General features: G+C 58.1%; 14 protein-coding genes, 2 tRNA genes and 3 rRNA genes. All 19 read left to right on the forward strand.

All coding sequences use genetic code 11. The annotated features are described in order from the left end of the window. Positions 1 to 123: 123 nt before the first annotated feature. The 19 genes from hfq (at position 124) to F0Q04_RS11400 (ending at position 20823) form a co-directional block, all read left to right on the forward strand. Positions 124 to 375 (forward strand): RNA chaperone Hfq, encoded by a 252-nt coding sequence (gene hfq, locus F0Q04_RS11310; protein ID WP_116925229.1) that lies wholly within the window; start codon positions 124 to 126, stop codon positions 373 to 375. A 98-nt stretch (positions 376 to 473) separates the two neighbouring features. Then, positions 474 to 1631 carry a GTPase HflX gene (gene hflX, locus F0Q04_RS11315; RefSeq protein WP_021027522.1) on the forward strand — a complete coding sequence of 386 codons (1158 nt, stop codon included), beginning with the start codon at positions 474 to 476 and terminating at the stop codon, positions 1629 to 1631. Positions 1632 to 1689: 58 nt separating this feature from the next. Further along, the gene (hflK, locus tag F0Q04_RS11320) at positions 1690 to 3054 is read left to right on the forward strand and encodes an FtsH protease activity modulator HflK (protein WP_116925230.1); all 1365 of its coding nucleotides are present in this window, start codon (positions 1690 to 1692) and stop codon (positions 3052 to 3054) included. Between the two features lie 9 nt (positions 3055 to 3063). Next, positions 3064 to 3948: a protease modulator HflC gene (gene hflC / locus F0Q04_RS11325; protein ID WP_021027524.1), complete on the forward strand. Its 885-nt coding sequence runs from the start codon at positions 3064 to 3066 to the stop codon at positions 3946 to 3948. Positions 3949 to 4137: 189 nt separating this feature from the next. Continuing rightward, entirely contained in the window at positions 4138 to 5286 is a 1149-nt protein-coding gene (locus tag F0Q04_RS11330) for an ATP phosphoribosyltransferase regulatory subunit (RefSeq protein WP_182345465.1), read from the forward strand. Between the two features lie 29 nt (positions 5287 to 5315). Next, a complete protein-coding gene (locus tag F0Q04_RS11335) occupies positions 5316 to 6689 on the forward strand; it encodes an adenylosuccinate synthase (RefSeq protein ID WP_021027526.1) in 1374 nt (457 codons plus the stop codon). A gap of 32 nt (positions 6690 to 6721) precedes the next feature. Further along, on the forward strand, positions 6722 to 7246 hold the full coding sequence (locus F0Q04_RS11340; RefSeq protein WP_021027527.1) for a phosphoribosyltransferase: 525 nt from the start codon (positions 6722 to 6724) through the stop codon (positions 7244 to 7246). Positions 7247 to 7676: 430 nt separating this feature from the next. After that, a 16S ribosomal RNA gene (locus F0Q04_RS11345) occupies positions 7677 to 9205 on the forward strand. 167 nt (positions 9206 to 9372) lie between these two features. Further along, positions 9373 to 9449, forward strand: a tRNA-Ile gene (locus tag F0Q04_RS11350). Between the two features lie 159 nt (positions 9450 to 9608). Then, positions 9609 to 9684: transfer RNA gene (locus F0Q04_RS11355), tRNA-Ala, on the forward strand. A gap of 388 nt (positions 9685 to 10072) precedes the next feature. Then, positions 10073 to 12951 (forward strand): 23S ribosomal RNA (locus F0Q04_RS11360). Positions 12952 to 13208: 257 nt separating this feature from the next. Next, positions 13209 to 13321, forward strand: a 5S ribosomal RNA gene (gene rrf, locus F0Q04_RS11365). Together the 16S, 23S and 5S rRNA genes with 2 tRNA genes alongside form the textbook arrangement of a ribosomal RNA operon. 97 nt (positions 13322 to 13418) lie before the next feature. After that, positions 13419 to 14159 carry a 16S rRNA pseudouridine(516) synthase gene (locus tag F0Q04_RS11370; RefSeq protein WP_182345466.1) on the forward strand — a complete coding sequence of 247 codons (741 nt, stop codon included), beginning with the start codon at positions 13419 to 13421 and terminating at the stop codon, positions 14157 to 14159. Between the two features lie 164 nt (positions 14160 to 14323). Further along, the gene (locus tag F0Q04_RS11375; protein ID WP_182345639.1) at positions 14324 to 15259 is read left to right on the forward strand and encodes a beta-propeller fold lactonase family protein; all 936 of its coding nucleotides are present in this window, start codon (positions 14324 to 14326) and stop codon (positions 15257 to 15259) included. A gap of 49 nt (positions 15260 to 15308) precedes the next feature. Further along, on the forward strand, positions 15309 to 16145 hold the full coding sequence (locus F0Q04_RS11380) for a polysaccharide deacetylase family protein (RefSeq protein ID WP_182345467.1): 837 nt from the start codon (positions 15309 to 15311) through the stop codon (positions 16143 to 16145). A 67-nt stretch (positions 16146 to 16212) separates the two neighbouring features. Then, positions 16213 to 17232: a sterol desaturase family protein gene (locus F0Q04_RS11385; protein ID WP_116927830.1), complete on the forward strand. Its 1020-nt coding sequence runs from the start codon at positions 16213 to 16215 to the stop codon at positions 17230 to 17232. 83 nt (positions 17233 to 17315) lie between these two features. Continuing rightward, a complete protein-coding gene (locus F0Q04_RS11390; protein WP_182345468.1) occupies positions 17316 to 18224 on the forward strand; it encodes an EI24 domain-containing protein in 909 nt (302 codons plus the stop codon). A 388-nt stretch (positions 18225 to 18612) separates the two neighbouring features. Next, a complete protein-coding gene (gene glnA, locus F0Q04_RS11395; RefSeq protein ID WP_116927832.1) occupies positions 18613 to 20028 on the forward strand; it encodes a type I glutamate--ammonia ligase in 1416 nt (471 codons plus the stop codon). A 267-nt stretch (positions 20029 to 20295) separates the two neighbouring features. Continuing rightward, positions 20296 to 20823 (forward strand): hypothetical protein, encoded by a 528-nt coding sequence (locus F0Q04_RS11400; RefSeq protein ID WP_182345469.1) that lies wholly within the window; start codon positions 20296 to 20298, stop codon positions 20821 to 20823. The last annotated feature ends 29 nt before the right edge of the window (positions 20824 to 20852 follow it).

Here is a 20852-nt window from a genome sequence, read left to right on the forward strand (position 1 = left end):
ACAAGTGAGATGAGGTCTGATCCACAGACCCATCACATGGAAAAAACCATTTATCGTTCAGTTAGGATGCCACTGTGGTAAGGTGGCGTTTTACAACAACACTGTCCGAACACGGAGAATATCGTGAGCAACAAAGGCCAACTTCTGCAAGATCCCTTCCTCAACGCTCTGCGCCGCGAGCATGTGCCAGTGTCCATCTATTTGGTCAACGGCATCAAGCTCCAAGGCCAGATCGAATCTTTTGACCAGTACGTTGTGCTGCTGCGCAACACCGTCACCCAGATGGTGTACAAGCATGCGATCTCGACCATTGTCCCCGGTCGTGCCGTGAACTTCTCGGCACCTGACTCGCAAGACAACGAAGCTTCAGCCTAACGCTTTTGATAGCACAACACTCGCGCAACCCGCGGGTGAGCAGCTCTACATCATTGAGTAATCAACAAAATTCCAACGACAAAAAATCCACCCCGGTCATGCTGGTCGGGGTGGATTTTGGTTTTCCGCACTTCGATTCCGAGCTCGAAGAGCTGGGACTGCTGGCCCAAACGGCTGGCCTGAACCCGGTCGCGCGCCTGGTGTGCAAGCGCAAGGTGCCCGACGCGGCGCTGTTTGTGGGCAGCGGCAAGGCCGATGAGATCCGCCTGGTGGCGCAGACCCATGGTGCCACCGAGATCCTGTTTGACCAGGCGCTCAGCCCGGCCCAGCAGCGCAATCTGGAGCGCCATTTGCAGATGCCGGTCAATGACCGGACCTTGCTGATCCTCGAGATCTTCGCGCAGCGCGCACGCAGCCATGAAGGCAAGCTCCAGGTCGAACTGGCCAAGCTGCAGTACCTCAGCACGCGCCTGGTGCGCCGCTGGTCGCACTTGGAGCGCCAGCGCGGCGGTATCGGCACGCGTGGCGGCCCGGGTGAGACGCAGATCGAGCTGGACAAGCGCATGATCAACGATGCGATCAAGCGCACCAAGGACCGGCTGCTCAAGGTCAAGAAGCAGCGCGCCACGCAGCGCCGCCAGCGCCAGCGCAACGACACTTTCAATGTCTCGTTGGTGGGTTACACCAATGCCGGCAAATCGACCTTCTTCAACGCCGTGGTCAAGGCTCGCGCCTACGCAGCGGACCAGCTGTTTGCGACCTTGGACACGACGACGCGGCAGATGTATTTGGAGTCGGCACAGCGCTCCATCTCCATCTCCGACACGGTCGGGTTTATTCGCGACCTGCCCCACGGGCTGGTCAATGCTTTTGAGGCAACACTCCAAGAAGCAGTCGATGCAGATCTGCTGCTGCATGTGGTCGATGCCTCCAACCCTGCCCACCCGGAACAAATACAACAAGTCCAAAAGGTTCTTCGGGAAATTGGGGCAGAAAACGTGCCGCAGGTTCTGGTATTCAATAAACTGGATGCCATTGAGCCAGACCGGCGGCCACCAGCGCTTGCAGACAGCTATGAGCTCGATGGGGTGCAGGTTCCACGATTCTTTGTCAGCGCAGCCAAGGGGCAGGGGCTGGAGGCCGTGCGCGAGCACCTGGCCCAGGCCCTGGTCGCTCGCCAGGCAGCGCTCGATGCGGGCGATGCTTGGGAGATAGCCCCAGACGCTGATGACGAATTGCTGGGAAATGCCTCCTAGGGCTGCCACAATGGCTGCTTGCATGCGCTTGTAACGCTGATTCATAGAGACATCGCTAATGAAACTTCATTCACGTTTTCCGCGCCTGGCCTTGCTGCCGCAGGGCCTGCGCGGAATGTTTAACCTGAACGATCCTCGCTGGGGGCGGGGTGACGATGGCAAGGACGACAGCAGCAATGCAGGTCAAGAGCCATCTCGCCCGCCTTACAACCCGCCCGAGCAGAACAACCGGCCCAACCCGCAGCGCCCTGGCACCAACGGTGCCCCGGATCTGGACGAGCTGTGGCAGGACCTGAACAAAAAGCTCGGTGGTTTGTTCGGTGGCGGCAAAGGCGGTGGCACGGGCCGCGGCAGTGCAGGGCAGCCGCCCGAGTTCAAGGGCGCAGGCGTTGGCCTGGGCCTGATCGTCGGCGTTGCCGCACTGATCTGGCTGGGTACCGGCTTTTTCATCGTGCAAGAAGGCCAGCAAGCGGTCATCACGCAGTTCGGCAAGTACCACAAGACCGTCAATGCCGGTATCAACTGGCGCCTGCCGTATCCGATCCAGCGCCATGAGCTGGTCTATGTCTCGCAGATCCGCTCTGCCGATGTGGGCCGCGACAGCATCATCAAGACCACTGGTCTGCGCGAATCGGCGATGCTGACCGAAGACGAGAACATCGTCGAGATCAAGTTCGCCGTGCAGTACCGCCTGAGCGATGCGCGTGCCTGGCTGTTCGAGAGCAAGGCGCCAGCTGACACCGTCATCCAGGTGGCCGAAACCGCCGTGCGTGAGGTGGTGGGCAAGATGAAGATGGATGCGGCACTGGCCGAAGAGCGCGACCAGATTGCGCCCCGCGTGCGTGAGCTGATGCAGGTCATCCTGGATCGCTACAAGATCGGTGTCGAGGTCGTGGGCGTCAATCTGCAGCAAGGCGGCGTGCGCCCGCCAGAGCAGGTGCAGGCGGCATTTGACGACGTGCTCAAGGCCGGGCAGGAGCGTGAGCGCACCAAGAACCAGGCTGAGGCCTATGCCAACGATGTGGTGCCACGCGCCACCGGTACGGCGTCGCGCCTGATGGAAGAAGCTGCCGCTTACAAGGCCCGGATCGTGGCGCAGGCCCAGGGTGATGCCCAGCGCTTCTCGTCAATCTATACCGAGTACCAAAAGGCGCCGGTGGTCACGCGTGACCGTCTGTACCTGGAAACCATGCAACAGGTCTACAGCAATGTGACCAAGGTCGTGGTCGATTCCAAGCAAGGCTCCAACCTGCTGTACCTGCCGCTGGACAAGATCATGCAGCAGACCCAGGGCGGGGCTGCGGCAGGCGATGCTGCTGCCAGCTCGAACGCGTCCACGACCACCGCACCTGCGCCCGCACCGTCGGTGCCCGATGCCCGTGCCCGTGATACCAGCCGTACCCGTGACCGCGAGTCGCGCTAGGAGTGATTTGTGAATCGAATGGGATTTTTAGCTTCAACCGTCCTGGTGGTGCTGGCCTTGCTCAGCTCCACCGTGTTTGTCGTCGATCAGCGGCAGTTCGGCATCAAGTATGCGCTCGGCCAGATCAAGGAAGTCATCACGGAGCCGGGCTTGAACTTCAAGCTGCCGCCACCGCTGCAGAACGTGACCTACCTGGACAAGCGCCTGCTGACCTTGGACAGCACCGATACCGAATCGATGCTGACTGCCGAGAAGCAGCGCGTGGTGATCGACTGGTATGTGCGCTGGCGCATCACCGACCCTTCGGCCTATATCCGCAACGTGGGTACGACCGAAGGCCAGGGCGCGATCCAGCTCAACCGTGTGGTGCGCAATGCCTTCCAGGAAGAGGTCAACCGCCGTACCGTGCAGGACATGATCTCTGGCAAGCGCGAGCAGACCATGGCCGACGTCAAGCGCGAAGTGCTCGAAGCGGTCAAGGGCAGCAAGCCCTGGGGTATCGACATTGTGGACGTGCGCATCACGCGCGTTGATTATGTGGAGGCCATTACCGAATCGGTCTACAGCCGTATGGAAGCCGAGCGCAAGCGCGTGGCCAATGAGCTGCGCTCGACCGGTGGTGCCGTGGGTGAAAAGATCCGCGCCGATGCCGATCGCCAGCGTGAAGTGACGGTGGCCAATGCCTACCGTGACGCCCAGGCGCTCAAGGGTGAGGGTGACGCCGAAGCGGCCAAGGTCTATGCTGATGCCTTTGGCAAAGACCCGCAGTTCGCGCAGTTCTACCGCAGCCTGGAGGCCTACAAATCCAGCTTCAACAAGAAGTCGGACGTGATCGTGGTCGATCCATCGTCCTCGGATTTCTTCAAGGGCTATCGCTCGTCCGGCACCAAGTAAGCCTGGGTCAGCGCTCCCTGCCAGCCACTTTGCATTCGCAAAGTGGCTTTTTTCATTGGGGTTTCTTATAGCATCGCTAGGCGCTGGGCTCTGTAATGGCCGCAAAGGCGCAGTGCCGAGAGCAGGAAATGCGGATCGCCCGCTGTCATCCCTGTAGAATCACGTTTTTAACAGCCCTCCCAATTCCCCATGTCTGCTTGGATCCTTCCGGATCACATTGCCGATGTGCTGCCTTCTGAAGCGCGACACATCGAAGAGCTTCGGCGTGGCCTGCTCGACACGGCTTGTGCTTACGGCTACGAACTGGTGATGCCCCCACTGCTGGAGCATCTGGACTCGCTGCTCTCCGGCTCCGGTGAAGCGCTGGACCTGCTGACCTTCAAGCTGGTGGACCAGCTCTCCGGTCGCACCCTGGGCATCCGCCCTGACACCACCCAACAAGTCGCTCGCATCGATGCCCATTTGCTCAACCGCAAGGGTGTGACGCGTCTGTGCTACTGCGGGCCGGTGCTGCATGCCAAGCCCGATCGCCCCCATGCGACCCGCGAGCCCTTGCAGTTTGGCGCTGAAATCTACGGCCATGCCGGGGTAGAGGCGGATGTGGAGGTGATCGCGCTGGCGACCGCGTCGCTGCGCGTAGCCCAGCTGCATGATTTCTCGGTGGACCTGGCCGATGTGCGCATTGTTCAGCGCCTGCTGGCGGGCTTGCTGGTGGATCTGCCGACCCTGCGCCGCGTGCATGCGGCGCTGGCGGTCAAGGATGCCTCCGAGCTCGCGTCGCTGACCCGCGATTTTCCGCCGGCCCAGCGCGATGGACTGCGTGCCTTGCTCAACCTGTATGGCGATGTGGAGGTACTGGCCGAGGCGGAAAAGGCCCTGGCAGCCATCCCGGGTGTTGCACCGATTCTGGCGGACCTGCGCCAACTGGCCAGCCGCATCGACAGCCCGGCTGTGACGTTTGACCTGGCCGATCTGCGCGGCTACTCCTACTACAGCGGCATGCGCTTTGCGATCTATGCGCAAGGCGTGACCGATGCGCTGGTGCGTGGCGGCCGCTATGACGAGGTGGGTGCTGCCTTTGGCCGCAGCCGTCCTGCCGTTGGTTTCAGTCTGGATATCAAGCAGCTGGTGCCGGTGGTTGAGCCGCGGCCCCTCAAGGCTGCCATTCGCGCGCCCTGGGTGGACCGCCACGATATGCGCGAGGTCATCGCCCGCCTGCGCCAGACCGGTGAGACCGTGGTCTGCGCCTTGCCCGGGCATGACGATGAAGTCGACGAATTCAATTGTGACCGCGAACTGGCCGAAGTCGATGGCCAGTGGATCGTGCGCAGCATTTAACCGTATTTTGTTCTTGGATGGGAAAAGACATGGCTATCTCCAAAGGTCGCAACGTTGTTGTGGTTGGCACTCAATGGGGTGACGAAGGCAAGGGTAAGTTGGTCGATTGGCTGACGGAGAGCGCACAAGGTGTGGTGCGCTTCCAGGGTGGCCACAATGCCGGCCACACCTTGGTCATCAACGGCGTGAAGACGGCACTGCATCTGATCCCCAGCGGCATCATGCGTCCCGGCGTCAAGTGCTACATCGGCAATGGTGTGGTGCTGTCCGTGGGCAAGCTGTTCGAAGAAATCGAAGGCCTGGAGAAGGCTGGCGTTCAGGTGCGTGATCGCCTGCGCGTATCCGAAGCCTGCCCGCTGATCCTGCCTTTTCATCAGGCGCTGGACCTGGCCCGTGAAGCCGCCCGTGAACAGGGTGGCGTGCAAAAGATCGGCACCACCGGCAAGGGCATCGGCCCGGCCTATGAAGACAAGATTGCCCGCCGTGCACTGCGCGTGCAAGACCTCAAGCACCCCGAGCGTTTTGCCACCAAGCTGCGCGAGCTGCTGAGCCTGCACAACCACATCCTGGTGAGCGTGCTCGGTTCGCAGAAGTTCGACTTCGGCCCGCAACTCGCTCCGTACATGAAGAATGGCGAGATCCAGTTCGACGCTGTCTACAACGAAGCCATGCAACACGCCGAGCTGATCAAGCCGATGATTGCCGATGTCTCGTCCGAGCTGAACCAGGTGCATGCCGAAGGCGGCAACCTGCTGTTTGAAGGCGCGCAAGGCTCGCTGCTGGATGTGGACCACGGTACCTACCCCTATGTGACCTCGTCCAACTGCGTGGCTGGCAATGCGGCCGCTGGTGCGGGCGTGGGCCCAGGCCTGCTGCACTATGTGCTGGGTATCACCAAGGCATACTGCACCCGCGTTGGTGGTGGTCCCTTCCCGACTGAGCTGGAATGGCAAAAGGAAGGCACCCCCGGTTGGGTGATGAGCACCGTGGGCGCAGAGAAGGGTGTCACTACCGGCCGCTATCGCCGCTGCGGCTGGTTTGATGCGGCCTTGCTCAAGCGCTCGGCCCAGATCAACGGCCTGTCCGGCCTGTGCATCACCAAGCTGGATGTGCTCGACGGCATCGAAGAGCTGCAGCTGTGCGTGGGCTATGAGCTCGATGGCGAGCGCATCGACCTGCTGCCCCTGGGTGCAGACGACATCGAGCGCTGCAAGCCCATCTACGAAGCCATTCCCGGCTGGACCGACACCACCGTGGGTGTGACCGAATACGACAAGCTGCCCGTCAATGCGCGCCGATACCTGGACCGTATTGCCGAAGTCACCGGTGTGCCCATTGCCGTTGTCTCGACCAGCCCGGATCGCGACCATACGATCCTGATGCACAACCCTTACCAGGCCTAAGCCCTGGTTGCTACTTTTGATTGAGGAAACCCATGCTTACTGAAGACGGCAAGCACTTGTATGTCAGCTACGACGAGTACCATGGCCTGATTGAAAAACTGGCCATCAAGATTCACCAATCGGGCTGGGAGTTCGACACCATCTTGTGTCTGGCTCGCGGCGGTATGCGTCCTGGCGACATCCTGAGCCGTATTTTTGACAAGCCCCTGGCCATCATGTCGACCAGTTCGTACCGCGCCGAGGCCGGTACGCAGCAGGGTCACCTGGATATCGCGCGCTTCATCACCACCCCCAAGGGTGAGATCGCTGGCCGCGTGCTGCTGGTCGATGACCTCGCGGACTCGGGTCACACGCTCAATGCCGTGATCAACATGCTCAAGAACAACTACGCGCCCATCACGGAGCTGCGCAGTGCGGTGATCTGGACCAAGGGTGTTTCCACCTTCACGCCCGATTACTCGGTGGAGTTCCTGGCGACCAACCCCTGGATCCACCAGCCGTTCGAAGGCTACGACAGCTTGCGTCCAGAAAAGCTGCTGGAGAAGTGGAAGGTCTGACCGGCCGCTGCAGTTGAAAAAAATTGCAATTTCATGAAAAGCTGTCGGTAAACGCCTATACAATAGCGTCTATCGACAGCACGATGCCTTGCAAAGCTGCCAGACTCGAAAGAGGGCGGTTCGCAAGGTTTGTTTTTTTGAGATGCTGACAAGGGGTTTGGCGGAAGCGCTAAAAACTTTGTCAGACAGTTCAAAAAGCTGTGCTACAATACAAGGCTTCGCTGATCGCGGCGAAGGGGATCTGAGGGTTGAGGCTCTTGGGTCAGGTCTTTAAAAATTAACAGCCGATAAGCGTGGGCGTTTGGTGGCGATTGCCATATGTTCTTCGGAGCAAAACAAGCGCTCACTTTAAACAGTAATGATGAAGATCTTAGGATCTTTTTTATTCCGTCAAGTGAGTGAGTAGTCGAGAGACTTTAAATTCAAGATCGAACTATAGAGTTTGATCCTGGCTCAGATTGAACGCTGGCGGCATGCTTTACACATGCAAGTCGAACGGTAACAGGTCTTCGGATGCTGACGAGTGGCGAACGGGTGAGTAACACATCGGAACGTGCCTAGTAGTGGGGGATAACTACTCGAAAGAGTAGCTAATACCGCATGAGATCTAAGGATGAAAGCAGGGGACCTTCGGGCCTTGCGCTACTAGAGCGGCTGATGGCAGATTAGGTAGTTGGTGGGATAAAAGCTTACCAAGCCGACGATCTGTAGCTGGTCTGAGAGGACGACCAGCCACACTGGGACTGAGACACGGCCCAGACTCCTACGGGAGGCAGCAGTGGGGAATTTTGGACAATGGGCGAAAGCCTGATCCAGCAATGCCGCGTGTAGGATGAAGGCCCTCGGGTTGTAAACTACTTTTGTACGGAACGAAAAGCTCTCTTCTAATAAAGGAGAGTGATGACGGTACCGTAAGAATAAGCACCGGCTAACTACGTGCCAGCAGCCGCGGTAATACGTAGGGTGCGAGCGTTAATCGGAATTACTGGGCGTAAAGCGTGCGCAGGCGGTTATGTAAGACAGAGGTGAAATCCCCGGGCTCAACCTGGGAACGGCCTTTGTGACTGCATAGCTAGAGTACGGTAGAGGGGGATGGAATTCCGCGTGTAGCAGTGAAATGCGTAGATATGCGGAGGAACACCGATGGCGAAGGCAATCCCCTGGACCTGTACTGACGCTCATGCACGAAAGCGTGGGGAGCAAACAGGATTAGATACCCTGGTAGTCCACGCCCTAAACGATGTCAACTGGTTGTTGGGAATTAACTTTCTCAGTAACGAAGCTAACGCGTGAAGTTGACCGCCTGGGGAGTACGGCCGCAAGGTTGAAACTCAAAGGAATTGACGGGGACCCGCACAAGCGGTGGATGATGTGGTTTAATTCGATGCAACGCGAAAAACCTTACCCACCTTTGACATGTACGGAAGTGACCAGAGATGGACATGTGCTCGAAAGAGAACCGTAACACAGGTGCTGCATGGCTGTCGTCAGCTCGTGTCGTGAGATGTTGGGTTAAGTCCCGCAACGAGCGCAACCCTTGCCATTAGTTGCTACGAAAGGGCACTCTAATGGGACTGCCGGTGACAAACCGGAGGAAGGTGGGGATGACGTCAAGTCCTCATGGCCCTTATAGGTGGGGCTACACACGTCATACAATGGCTGGTACAAAGGGTTGCCAACCCGCGAGGGGGAGCTAATCCCATAAAGCCAGTCGTAGTCCGGATCGCAGTCTGCAACTCGACTGCGTGAAGTCGGAATCGCTAGTAATCGTGGATCAGAATGTCACGGTGAATACGTTCCCGGGTCTTGTACACACCGCCCGTCACACCATGGGAGCGGGTCTCGCCAGAAGTAGGTAGCCTAACCGCAAGGAGGGCGCTTACCACGGCGGGGTTCGTGACTGGGGTGAAGTCGTAACAAGGTAGCCGTATCGGAAGGTGCGGCTGGATCACCTCCTTTCTGGAAAACAGCTTCGCTGTTTCGGTGGATGCTAACTTTGTGCAAACAAAGTTAAGTGCCATCGGCACGGCAGGAGCCAAAAAAGCAATCAAGATTGAACGCCCACACTTATCGGTTGTTGGAACACAAGCCAGGTGGCTAGCTCACAAGAGCTCGCTGCGTGGAATGGGTCTGTAGCTCAGCTGGTTAGAGCACTGTGTTGATAACGCAGGGGTCGTTGGTTCGAGCCCAACTAGACCCACCATTAGATTCCAACGGATTTAGAGGTTGAGCTTATGCCGCTTTGGTTAATCGGAGTAGATTCTGATTGACTAGAGCCAAGCAGTGCGAGGCGTCTGATGCGAAGCACACTGATGTGTGTGAGCAGCGGGCAACGAAGCAATGCGCCGGCTATAGGCAATCAGGGGGATTAGCTCAGCTGGGAGAGCACCTGCTTTGCAAGCAGGGGGTCGTCGGTTCGATCCCGTCATCCTCCACCAATACTTTTACTGATAACTTATCACTCAACACCAAAGCGGTTTCGCAAGAGACTGTTTTGTTGTTGATTCCGGATTCCCGGATCAACACGGCTGTTCTTTAAAAATTCATAGAGTCGAAAATCAGCGTTGCTGGTGGAAACTGCACATTCGTAAAGGTTTAGTGCAGACCGTGCCACCAGCAACAATTTGATTGCGTCAAAACGAATGAAACTTTGCGAGAGCAATTTTTATTCAGTAATGACGAATATTCTTCAAGAATGTGGACTTGGGCGACCAGGTCTACAGCAAAGATATTCACATTACGGCATAACGCGCGAGGTGAGAGACCTCGCAAAGCAGTTGCTTGGGTTCTTGGCTTGAGATCTAGAGATAGATGTCAAAGTTATAGGGTCAAGTGACTAAGAGCATGTGGTGGATGCCTTGGCGATGATAGGCGACGAAAGACGTGATAGCCTGCGATAAGCTTCGGGGAGTTGGCAAATAAACTTTGATCCGGAGATTTCTGAATGGGGGAACCCACCTAGCAATAGGTATCGGCAACTGAATACATAGGTTGTCGAAGCGAACCTGGAGAACTGAAACATCTAAGTACCCAGAGGAAAAGACATCAACCGAGATTCCGATAGTAGTGGCGAGCGAATTCGGAAGAGCCTTGCAGTGATAGTCAGTGTGTTAACAAAACGGAATGGAAAGTCCGGCCATAGTGGGTGATAGCCCCGTATGTGAAAACGCATTGGTGGTACTAGGCTGCAGACAAGTAGGGCGGGGCACGAGAAACCCTGTCTGAATATGGGGGGACCATCCTCCAAGGCTAAATACTCATCATCGACCGATAGTGAACAAGTACCGTGAGGGAAAGGCGAAAAGAACCCCGGGAGGGGAGTGAAATAGATCCTGAAACCGCATGCTTACAAAAAGTCGGAGCCCTTAGGGGTGACGGCGTACCTTTTGTATAATGGGTCAGCGACTTACATTCAGTGGCAAGCTTAACCGAATAGGGAAGGCGTAGAGAAATCGAGTCCGAATAGGGCGACAAGTCGCTGGGTGTAGACCCGAAACCAAGTGATCTATCCATGGCCAGGATGAAGGTGCCGTAACAGGTACTGGAGGTCCGAACCCACTAGTGTTGCAAAACTAGGGGATGAGCTGTGGATAGGGGTGAAAGGCTAAACAAACTTGGAAATAGCTGGTTCTCTCCGAAAACTATTTAGGTAGTGCCTCAAGTATTACCTGCGGGGGTAGAGCACTGTTTAGGCTAGGGGGTCATGGCGACTTACCAAACCTATGCAAACTCCGAATACCGCAGAGTACAGCTTGGGAGACAGAGCACCGGGTGCTAACGTCCGGACTCAAGAGGGAAACAACCCAGACCGCCAGCTAAGGTCCCTAAAACGGGCTAAGTGGGAAACGAAGTGGGAAGGCTAAAACAGTCAGGATGTTGGCTTAGAAGCAGCCATCATTTAAAGAAAGCGTAATAGCTCACTGATCGAGTCGTCCTGCGCGGAAGATGTAACGGGGCTAAGCCAGTTACCGAAGCTGCGGATGCACAGTTTTACTGTGCGTGGTAGGAGAGCGTTCTGTAAGCCTGTGAAGGTGTCTGGTAACGGATGCTGGAGGTATCAGAAGTGCGAATGCTGACATGAGTAGCGTTAAAGCGGGTGAAAAGCCCGCTCGCCGTAAGCGCAAGGTTTTCTACGCAACGTTCATCGGCGTAGAGTAAGTCGGCCCCTAAGGTGAGGCAGAGATGCGTAACTGATGGGAAACGGGTCAATATTCCCGTACCGATGTGTAGTGCGATGTGGGGACGAAGAAGGTTAGCTCAGCCAACTGTTGGATATGTTGGTTCAAGCCTGTAGTCGTGCTCGGTAGGCAAATCCGCCGGGCTAAGATGAGGGGTGATAACGGGTCTGCTTGCAGACGAAGTGAGTGATACCCAGCTTCCAGGAAAAGCCACTAAGCTTCAGCTACACACGACCGTACCGCAAACCGACACTGGTGCGCGAGATGAGTATTCTAAGGCGCTTGAGAGAACTCAGGAGAAGGAACTCGGCAAATTGACACCGTAACTTCGGGAGAAGGTGTGCCCTCAGTAAGTGAAGTTGTACAAACGGAGCTAAACGGGGTTGCAAAGAATAGGTGGCTGCGACTGTTTAATAAAAACACAGCACTCTGCAAACACGAAAGTGGACGTATAGGGTGTGACGCCTGCCCGGTGCTGGAAGATTAAATGATGGGGTGCAAGCTCTTGATTGAAGTCCCAGTAAACGGCGGCCGTAACTATAACGGTCCTAAGGTAGCGAAATTCCTTGTCGGGTAAGTTCCGACCTGCACGAATGGCGTAACGATGGCCACACTGTCTCCTCCTGAGACTCAGCGAAGTTGAAATGTTTGTGATGATGCAATCTCCCCGCGGAAAGACGGAAAGACCCCATGAACCTTTACTGTAGCTTTGTATTGGACTTTGAACAGATCTGTGTAGGATAGGTGGGAGGCTTTGAAGTGAGGATGCTAGTTCTCATGGAGCCAACGTTGAAATACCACCCTGGTGTGTTTGAGGTTCTAACCTTGGTCCATTATCTGGATCGGGGACAGTGCATGGTAGGCAGTTTGACTGGGGCGGTCTCCTCCCAAAGCGTAACGGAGGAGTTCGAAGGTACGCTAGTTACGGTCGGACATCGTGACGATAGTGCAATGGCATAAGCGTGCTTAACTGCGAGACTGACAAGTCGAGCAGATGCGAAAGCAGGACATAGTGATCCGGTGGTTCTGTATGGAAGGGCCATCGCTCAACGGATAAAAGGTACTCTGGGGATAACAGGCTGATACCGCCCAAGAGTTCATATCGACGGCGGTGTTTGGCACCTCGATGTCGGCTCATCTCATCCTGGGGCTGTAGTCGGTCCCAAGGGTATGGCTGTTCGCCATTTAAAGAGGTACGTGAGCTGGGTTTAAAACGTCGTGAGACAGTTTGGTCCCTATCTTCCGTGGGCGCTGCAGATTTGAGGAAGCCTGCTCCTAGTACGAGAGGACCGGAGTGGACACACCTCTGGTGTATCGGTTGTCACGCCAGTGGCATTGCCGAGTAGCTATGTGTGGAAGAGATAACCGCTGAAAGCATCTAAGCGGGAAACTCGTTCCAAGATGAGATCTGCCGGGGGCTTGACCCCCCTGAAGAGTCGTTCTAGACCAGGACGTTGATAGGTTGGGTGTGGAAGCGCAGCAATGCGTTAAGCTAACCAATACTAATTGCTCGTGCGGCTTGACCCTATAACTTTGATTGGCCCCGCCCTTAGATGGGGCCCAATGCAAAGAACACTGCAACTGCAGTTATGCCAAAGACTTGAGATCAGACAATGATGAACACCACAGCGTGTTACAATCACTGGCTCAGGTCGGCGCAATCAAATAAAACGCTGATAGCACCAAGCTCCAAAGCTTGATGCCGACTCTATGAATTCGCTTCAAAAGCAGCAATGCCCTGATCGACCGATCAGCGCAAAGCCGCCAAGGAGCAAAAAGTTATGCCTGATGACCATAGCAAGTTGGTACCACTCCTTCCCATCCCGAACAGGACAGTGAAACGACTTCGCGCCGATGATAGTGCGGATTCCCGTGTGAAAGTAGGTCATCGTCAGGCTTTTATACTGATCAACCCCTCTGCTCTACCCGAGTAGAGGGGTTTTTCTTTTTATCTCGCTGCAGCAGCGGTCTGTGGCTGGCGTGAAGGGGTTGGGATGCAGTTGCAGGATATGTTGTATTCGCAGGGTTTTGGTGTGCGCCGCGTGTGCTCGGGCCTGGTGCAACAAGGCTGGGTGCAGTTGTGGGATGCACAGGCGAACGAATGGGTTGCGGAGACGGACTCGACCGCCGACGTAGATCCTGAAGGCCTGCGCTTCAAGGTTCAGGGCGTGGAGTGGGAATACCATGCGCTGGGCTATGTGCTGCTAAACAAGCCAGCAGGCACTGAGTGCTCGCAAAAGCCATCGGCCCATCCCAGCATCTACAGCCTGCTTCCATTGCCGCTGCGCACACGCCCCAACAAGAACGCCATCCAGGGGTTGCAGGCCGTGGGCCGCTTGGACCAGGACACGACTGGCATGCTGCTGCTGAGCGACGACGGTCAGTTCATCCACCGTATGAGCTCGCCCAAGAAGCATGTGCCCAAGCGCTACCAGGTGACGGCCAAGCATGCGGTGACGGAGCAGCAGATCGAGCGTCTGTTGGCCGGTGTGGTTCTGGATGACGATCCCAAGCCTGTCAAGGCGGCTGCCTGCGTGAAAACCGGCGACAACACCTTGGATTTGACGCTGACCGAAGGCAAATACCACCAGGTCAAGCGCATGCTGGCGGCTGTGGGCAACCGCGTGGAAGGTCTGCACCGTGCCCAGATAGGTGGTTTGGTGCTGACCGACGAGCTCAAGCCAGGCGAGTGGCGCTGGCTCACCGCGGACGAGATGGCACTGCTCAAGCCCTGAAGGTATTTGGCCATGTGTGGCTTTGGCGCAAGTTGCACAACTATTTACATCGCCAATCGCCTCTTGGTGGTGCTGCAATTTATGGCGGGCAGCTACACTCGCTGCGTTACTAGTAGGAATAGCTCGTGAAGCCTTTCGTTTTTGCCCGTTCTCTGGTCGCGGTGATGGCCTTTGCGGCCACTGCGGCGCATGCAGCCAACCCCATTTTGGTGCTCAATTCGCTGGACGCCAGCATCAGCGTGATTGACCCCACCACCTGGAAAGAGGTCAAGCGCATTCCTACGGGCAAGGAGCCCCACCACCTGTATCTGACGCCGGACAGCAAGTCGGTGATCGTGGCCAATGCAACCGGCGACTCGCTGACCTTTGTCGATCCCAAGACGGCCGAGGTGCAGCGCGTGATCCAGGGCATCTCCGATCCCTACCATCTGCGTTTTTCGCCCGACATGAAGTGGTTTGTGACCGCAGCCAACCGCCTCAACCACATTGACATCTACCGCTGGGATGGGCAAGAGCCCAAGCTGGTCAAGCGCATTGCCACCGGCAAGACGCCCAGCCACCTGTGGATCGACAGCAAGAGCCGGACGATCTACTCGACCATGCAGGACAGCGACGAGCTGGTGGCCATCGACATCGCCACCCAGACCCTGAAATGGCGCACCAAGACAGGGCAGATGCCTGCCGATCTGTATGGCAGCCCGGACGACAAATTCGTTTTTGTCGCGCTGACCGGCAGCGACGGCGTGCAGGTGTTTGATGTGAGCGGCGCAGAGCCCCAGTTGGTCAAGACCATCAAGACTGATAAGGGCGCGCACGCGTTCCGCGCAACGGGCGATGGCCGCCATCTTTTTGTCAGCAACCGGGTGGCCAATACCATCAGCAAGCTCGACATGGTCAGTCAGACCGTCGTGGACCGCTACCCCGGCCCCAGCGGCCCTGACTGCATGGATGTGAGCCCGGATGGCCGCTATATCTACCTCAGTTCGCGCTGGGCGGGCAAGATGAGTGTGATCGATACGGTCGAGCGCAAGGTGGTCAACCAGGTGAAGGTGGGCAAGTCGCCGCATGGCATCTGGGTGCTGGACCACGCACCGCGCTAGTGCATGGCCCGTGCATAGTTGATTCAGTAGCAGAGGGGATCTCCACGCCATGCGCAGCACATTTTTCTGGCTTTTGGCCGCAAGTTGGGGCAGCGCTGCTGCCTTTGCCCAGCCTGCTGCTCCAGCGCCTGCCGCTGCAGCCACTGCGGCAGGCAGCTGCAGCAAGCCTGTGTATCTGACCTTGGACACCGGCCACATGGGCGTGGCCAACCAGATTGCCGACGTCTTGCGCAAGACGCAGGTGAAGGTCACCTTCTTTGCCGCCAATGAACGCACCAAGGAGGGTGACGGCAGCCTGGGCGACAACTGGGCGCCTTGGTGGCGTGCGCGCGCCGCAGAAGGCCATGCCTTTGCCTCGCACACCTGGGACCACACCTACTGGCGTGGCGATATCAAAGGGCCTGCAGGCGCTGCACCCCGCTTCAAGGTGCAGCCCTCGCAAGGGCCGCAGGCGGGGCAGCGTTTTGAGTGGAGCGCTGCGCAGTATTGCGCGCAGATCCAGCAATCCGAAGACCGCCTGGCCCAGATCACTGGTGTCAAGCCTTTGCCGCTGTTCCGGGCTCCCGGTGGCAAGACCTCGCCCAGCCTGATTGCGGCGGCCAGGCGCTGCGGCTATGCCCATGTGGGCTGGTCGCCAGCGGGCTTTCTCGGCGATGAACTGCCCAGCGACAAGTACCCCAACCAGCAGTTGCTGGACAAGGCGCTGCGCGACATCCGCCCCGGCGATATCTTGCTGGCCCACCTGGGCATCTGGGACCGCAAGGACCCCTGGGCGCCTGCCGTGCTGCAGCCCTTGATTGAAGGCCTGCAGGCCAAGGGATTTTGCTTTGCCACCCTGCGCGAACATCCCCAGTACCAAGAATGGATTCGTCAGCATGGTGGCTGAGAGCGCTTGCCGTAGCGCACACTGGCCGCTGCAAGGCTTGTGGTCTGGTTTGAATTGATGGTTTGCCATGGAATTTCTCAGCACGCTTTTTGACAACGCACAGCAGTGGCTCTTTGAGCAGTTGCTGCAGCCTCTGCTGTTCAACCTGGGCCTGGCCAGCTATCTGGAAGATGGCTACACGGCAGCGGGCTGGTTCCTCGTGGGTTGCCTGCAGATTCTCATCATGGTGCTGGTGATTGCGCCCTTGCAGCGCTGGCGGCCGGTCGAGGCTGTGACCGACCGGCATGCGATCCGGGTGGACATGCTCTACACCTTTATCCATCGCCTGGGCCTGTTTCGCCTGGCCTTGTTCTTTACCATCGATCCGCTGTGGGACATGGTGGTGGGCGCGCTGCGCGTGCGCGGCTTTGAGACCTGGCACCTCGATGCGCTCTGGCCTGGTGTGACCGACCTGGGTTGGGTGAGCCTGCTGATCTACCTGGTGGTGTTCGACTTTGTGGCCTACTGGATCCACCGCGGCCAGCACCAGTTTGTCTGGTGGTGGCGGCTGCATGCCTTGCACCATTCGCAGCAGCAGATGACGATGTGGAGCGACAACCGCAACCACCTGCTCGATGACCTGGTGCATGACAGCATTCTGGTGTTCGTGGCCGTGTTGATCGGTGTCGCGCCCAGCCAGTTCGTGGCGATTGTCGCGATCACCCAGCTGAGCGAAAGCCTGCAGCACGCGAACCTGCGCCTGTGGTTTGGCCGCCTGGGCGAGCGCCTGTGGATCAGCCCGCGCTTTCACCGCCGCCACCATGCGATTGGCATCGGCCATGAATCGCCCGCTGCCAGCGCAGCGCCCAACACGGCGGTAAAGGCCGGCGAGGCTGCGCCACGCACCCGCTTGGGGGGCTGCAATTTCGGTGTGCTGCTGCCATGGTGGGATATGCTTTTTGGCACCGCCAACTTTGAGCTACGCTATGACCCTACCGGTATCCGTGACCAGGTGCAGCCCAACCGGCAAGGGCAGTTGCGCGATTACGGACGCGGCTTTTGGAGCCAGCAATGGCGCGGGCTGCTGCGCCTTTTGGGCCGCGCCTGAGTGCTGCGCAACCGGCTGATGCCGAACCACTGAGCGGCTGGTTGGCCTGACCACCCCGCTCAGATACACAAGGAGTTCACCCCATGCCCCTCGCGTCTGCGGGCTCCCGCCTGATGTTTGATGCCTTCTGGCGTGCCGCTGCCTATTGTTTCCGTCCCCGGGTCATGCTGCTGTCCGTGCTGCCACTGGTGGTGATGCTGGTGGCCTTGGGTGGCTGGAGCTATTTCTACTGGTCAGGCGCCGTGGCGACGATGCAGCACTGGGTGGAGACAATAGGCTGGCTGCGCACAGTGTTCAGCTGGTTTGGCAGCACTGGTACGGAAGGCTTTGCAGCCGGCATTGCGCCCTTTGTGGTGCTGATCTTGATCACGCCCATAGCGGCGGTGGTCGCGCTGCTGGTGATTGCGCTTTTGATGACACCAGCCCTGGTCAACATGGTGACCGAGCAGCGCTTTGCCCAGCTGGAAAAGAAAAAAGGCATGGGCCTGGTCACCAGCGTGCTCTGGGCTTTGAGCACCTCGGCGGTGGCCATTGTGGCCTTTGTCGTTACCATGCCGCTGTGGCTGATCCCGCCTTTGGTGCTGATCGTGCCGCCTGTCATCTGGGGCTGGCTGACCTACCGCGTGATGAGTGTCGATGCACTGGCAGAGCATGCCAGCAAGGCTGAGCGCGACACGCTGCTGCAGCGTTACCGCTGGCCGCTCTTGCTGATGGGCATCATCTCGGGCTACATCGGCATTGCGCCCAGCGTCGTCTGGGCCTCGGGCATGGTGTTCACCATTGGCTTTGTGGTGCTCGTACCCATTGCGGTGTGGATCTATGCGATCACGTTTGCTTTTTCCTCGCTGTGGTTCATCCACTTTTGCCTGGCCGCGCTGCAACAGCTGCGGATCGAGAATGGTGAGCCTGGCGCGCAGCTGCCCGGGACGGAGCCGGTGGTGGCCGATCCTGCCGACGGTGCGCTGCTGCCCGATTCGGCGGCGCCCAGATAAGCGGCGAAGACGCGCTGCGGGGTGCGATGCCGATGGCTTGGTACCGTGGCTATGTTGTCAACGCACCAATAAAGTGCACAAATAACCAATTTGGTGAGCGTCAGTGATGCTGGCAAAATTGATATAGATTTGCACCATTTTGGTGCTGATGCGGCATCGGCTGCCATGGCCTGCACAGATCTGGACCGTAGGCTGCAAAATCCTCAGCGCCTCCCGGGGCCCCAGGCCAAAAGCGCGTTACAGTCTGGCTTTGGGCAAAGTCCGGGTGCGTTCGCGTTCTGGCAGGCCCGCATCTTCTGGTTGGCATGGGCATGTCATAAAACTGGCACGTAAACTGCTTTAGTCTTGGCACAGCCCTTTTTATTCACGATTTTCTTTGGAGCATTAGATGGCCAAGAGCGTTGCAGATGTGATGAGCATGTTGGACGAGAACGAGGTCAAGTTCGTTGATCTGCGTTTCACCGACACCCGTGGCAAGGAACAGCACGTCACGGTGCCTATCTCGCACTTTGACGAAGACAAGTTCACTTCGGGCCACGCGTTTGATGGCTCCTCCATCGCTGGCTGGAAGGGTATCGAAGCATCCGATATGCTGCTGATGCCCGATCCCAACACCGCCAACATCGATCCGTTCTTTGACGAAACCACGATGTTCCTGCAGTGCGACGTGATCGAGCCCGGTGACGGCAAGGCCTATGACCGCGATCCACGCTCGGTTGCCAAGCGCGCAGAAGCCTACCTGAAGGCATCGGGCCTGGGCGATACCGCCTACTTCGGTCCAGAGCCAGAATTCTTCATCTTCGATGGCGTGCGTTGGAGCACCGAGCCCAACAACCCGTTCTTCGACATCGAAGAGTACGAAGCACCCTGGAACAGCGGCGCCAAGTTCGATAACGGCAACCGTGGCCACCGTCCACGCGTCAAGGGCGGCTACTTCCCTGTGCCTCCTGTTGACAGCACCCAGGACATGCGCGCTGAAATGTCGCTGCTGCTCGAATCGCTGGGCATCCCGGTTGAAGTGTTCCACCACGAAGTGGCGGGCGCTGGCCAGAATGAACTGGGCACTCGTTTCTCGACCCTGGTCGAGCGTGCCGACTGGACCCAGGTGCAAAAGTACGTGATCTGGAACGTGGCAGACACCTACGGCAAGACGGCGACCTTCATGCCCAAGCCTTACTCGGGCGACAACGGCTCGGGCATGCACGTGCACCAGTCCGTGTGGAAAGACGGCAAGAACCTGTTCGCCGGTGACGGCTATGCCGGTCTGTCCGATTTCGCGCTGTACTACATCGGCGGCATCATCAAGCACGCTCGCGCGCTGAACGCCATCACCAACCCTGGCACCAACAGCTACAAGCGCCTGGTTCCTGGTTTCGAGGCGCCCGTGAAGCTGGCTTACTCGGCCAAGAACCGCTCGGCATCGATCCGTATTCCTTACGTGAGCAACCCCAAGGGCCGCCGCGTGGAAGCACGTTTCCCCGATCCCCTGATGAACCCCTACCTGGGCTTTGCAGCGCTGTTGATGGCCGGTCTGGACGGCGTGGAAAACAAGATCCATCCGGGTGAAGCCGCCACCAAGGATCTGTACCATCTGCCACCCGAGGAAGACAAGCTGGTGCCTACCGTGTGCCACAGCCTGGACCAGGCTCTGGAGGCACTGGATGCCGACCGCGCGTTCCTGACCAAGGGCGGTGTGTTCAGCGACAGCATGCTGGACGCCTACATCGAGCTGAAGATGGGCGAAGTGACCCGCTTCCGCCAAGCCGTGCACCCCGTCGAATACGACATGTACTACTCGCTGTAAGCCCCTGCTGGCCAGGTCCTCGTGACCTGGCCCTTTGGGCAAAACGGCCTGCCGACCTGCAAAGGTGGCAGGCCGTTTTTTTATGGATGTTCTCGGGGCAGGGGGCATGGCCGGACAGCGGCGAATCTGTAACAGCAGGAACTGTTCGGCATGATCGGCCTCCTTTGTAGCTACACTGCGGGTTGCAGAGAGGGGCCATCGTGCAAAGCCGCTAACGGGCTGTCACGGACATACGGGCAAAGTGGAGTGAACGGGCGAAACGGGGTTATGCATACAAAGTTGTTGTTTTTGATGGTGGCAGTGGCATGTGCGCAAGGCGCGGTGGCGCAGGATCGCATTTATCGCTGTGGCAATGAATACACCAACGATGTGGCCAAGGCGCGGCAAAAGGGCTGCGCCGTGGTCGAAGGCGCCAATGTCACCATCGTGCAAGGCACGCGCCCGCACACACCCGCTGCCAGCCCGGCACCCGCACCCAATGCCCCCGCAGCTGCCCCGCGCCCCGCGCGTGCGCCCGCCGCTGCGTCACCCGCGCCACGCTCCACCACGGCCGAAGGCCGCGCCCGCGATTCCGACGCGCGCCTCATCCTGGAGACCGAGCTGAAAAAAGCCCAGGACAAAAAGCTCGCTTTGGCGCGTGAGTACAACAACGGCGAGCCCGAGAAAAACGCGCTGGAGATGCGCAACCCCGCCTTCTACACCAAGCGCGTGGCCGATCTGAAGCAAGAAATCACGCGCAACGACAGCGATATCGCTGGCATCCAGCGTGAGCTCCAACGCCTGCCGGCCCCATAATCAAAGCTTCAACCTTTTGGGGCATATCC

Origin of the sequence: Comamonas koreensis (genome assembly GCF_014076495.1) — a bacterium.
In the GTDB taxonomy this organism is placed as follows: Bacteria; Pseudomonadota; Gammaproteobacteria; order Burkholderiales; family Burkholderiaceae_C; genus Comamonas; species Comamonas squillarum.

Coding starts and splice junctions, on each gene's coding strand:
- F0Q04_RS11400 (WP_182345469.1), top strand. CDS start 20,296: ATGCATACAAAGTTGTTGTTTTTGATGGTGGCAGTGGCATGTGCGCAA.
- hflK (WP_116925230.1), top strand. CDS start 1,690: ATGAAACTTCATTCACGTTTTCCGCGCCTGGCCTTGCTGCCGCAGGGC.
- F0Q04_RS11340 (WP_021027527.1), top strand. CDS start 6,722: ATGCTTACTGAAGACGGCAAGCACTTGTATGTCAGCTACGACGAGTAC.
- F0Q04_RS11370 (WP_182345466.1), top strand. CDS start 13,419: ATGCAGTTGCAGGATATGTTGTATTCGCAGGGTTTTGGTGTGCGCCGC.
- F0Q04_RS11380 (WP_182345467.1), top strand. CDS start 15,309: ATGCGCAGCACATTTTTCTGGCTTTTGGCCGCAAGTTGGGGCAGCGCT.
- F0Q04_RS11375 (WP_182345639.1), top strand. CDS start 14,324: ATGGCCTTTGCGGCCACTGCGGCGCATGCAGCCAACCCCATTTTGGTG.
- F0Q04_RS11385 (WP_116927830.1), top strand. CDS start 16,213: ATGGAATTTCTCAGCACGCTTTTTGACAACGCACAGCAGTGGCTCTTT.
- glnA (WP_116927832.1), top strand. CDS start 18,613: ATGGCCAAGAGCGTTGCAGATGTGATGAGCATGTTGGACGAGAACGAG.
- hflX (WP_021027522.1), top strand. CDS start 474: ATGCTGGTCGGGGTGGATTTTGGTTTTCCGCACTTCGATTCCGAGCTC.
- F0Q04_RS11390 (WP_182345468.1), top strand. CDS start 17,316: ATGCCCCTCGCGTCTGCGGGCTCCCGCCTGATGTTTGATGCCTTCTGG.
- F0Q04_RS11330 (WP_182345465.1), top strand. CDS start 4,138: ATGTCTGCTTGGATCCTTCCGGATCACATTGCCGATGTGCTGCCTTCT.
- F0Q04_RS11335 (WP_021027526.1), top strand. CDS start 5,316: ATGGCTATCTCCAAAGGTCGCAACGTTGTTGTGGTTGGCACTCAATGG.